General features: G+C 29.0%; 1 protein-coding gene. It reads right to left on the bottom strand.

From position 1 onward, the window contains the following. Window positions 1-1275, bottom strand: a 1275-nt coding sequence (locus KPL50_RS26410) for a transposase (protein ID WP_216301444.1), incomplete at its 3' end; no start/stop codon positions are given. Between the last annotated feature and the right edge of the window lie 139 nt (window positions 1276-1414).

Below are 1414 nucleotides of genomic sequence, written 5' to 3'. Positions count from 1 at the left end.
CGCATTTTTAAGTAAACTTAAAATAACTTGAATAGCCTCAAAAAATTGTATGTCTTGAAGTTCATCACAACAGTTAAAAAATAAGCCACCTATAGTACGTAAATCTTCATTGTTTCGGCTTTGCATTGATAACATAATGTATCTTGTAAACACAATAGTAGTATGTGCAACCATTGAATTATAAGAGCGTCCTTGAAATTCTTTAGCAAGGCTCAAAAATGATTTGTTCATTTTAAAGAAAACTTCTATATCCCATCGTTTTCCATATATTCTTATAATCTCTTCGTCACTTAATGTTATATCTGTTGAGATTATTGCTAGCCAACTTTTAGCTTTATTTTGATTCTTAACAAACACTATTTTGGATTTTATAGGCGTAGCCTGTGAGTCTACTCCAATTTCAACGATTACAGAGGCCTTTATTTTAGCTTTGCCACGTTTCTTTTTCAATGTAGAATATAAAGATTTTAAATTCAATTTTTTATTTTGATAAGTGTAAAAAACTTTTGGCATAGCTTTAACCATAGCTATTGTATGTAACTTGAGTTCCAAAATTTTTATTAAGGTTTTAGGATAAGTGAACCAACTATCAAATAAAACATAAGTACCTGGTATTGCATAAGCTAACGCTTGGGTTAACAAATCAATCATTGCGTCTGGTGATTTTTTTATAGCTTCAGCTTTTATTTTATAACCATTGCTTCGCTTGTCTGTAGTTGGATTTATTGGACATATACGGTTCGATTCCTTTGCTGAGCTTAGTAATGTAAATGCTAAAGGAAGAAAGGTATTTCCATCAGACCAGCCTAGAGTAAGCATTCTGAATCCCCTTTTGTATTTATGATCTACATGATCAAATACTTTTGCTAGTAATTCTACAGATTTGCTCCTTGTTCTGCTATAAAAGGAATCATCAACAATTAGAACATTTACTCTATCAGGTGAAGTTAATTCTTCAAGTTCATTTTTAATTATTGAAGAAGATAATAATAGTAAAAATTTTCTCCAATTAAAATGTGCAGAATTTAAAAATCTATACACAGTATCTTTGGCAAAAAAAGTTTCTGTATTTTTAGAATCTAATGTGCGAAATAAATTTTTGCCTGTAAATACTAACATAAAAATAAATTTAAATATTGCACCACAAGAAAATCCTTTTTCTTTAGAAAAATTTGATTGCCTTAATAAAGAATTAATTTTATTTTTATGAAAAAAAGTAGTAATAGTAGATTTAAACTGTTTTTCAGTATCATTTTTTGTTATAATTGTATTCATGAAGAACATCCCCTTCTGGTTGTTGTTAGTAGTGAATCAATTATACCAAATAAGGGAATGTTCTTCTGCTTTTTTTGCTAAAAATGCAGATACTACAGGCTACCGCCTAGAAAAATCATATGCGAAAGTTGAGTTATTA

The sequence above is a fragment of the Clostridium sp. CF012 genome, assembly GCF_018861755.1.
Taxonomy (GTDB): Bacteria; Bacillota; Clostridia; order Clostridiales; family Clostridiaceae; genus Clostridium_AD.
The sequence above is the reverse complement of the archived record's forward strand: the minus strand, read 5'-3'. Positions and strand labels throughout refer to the sequence as shown.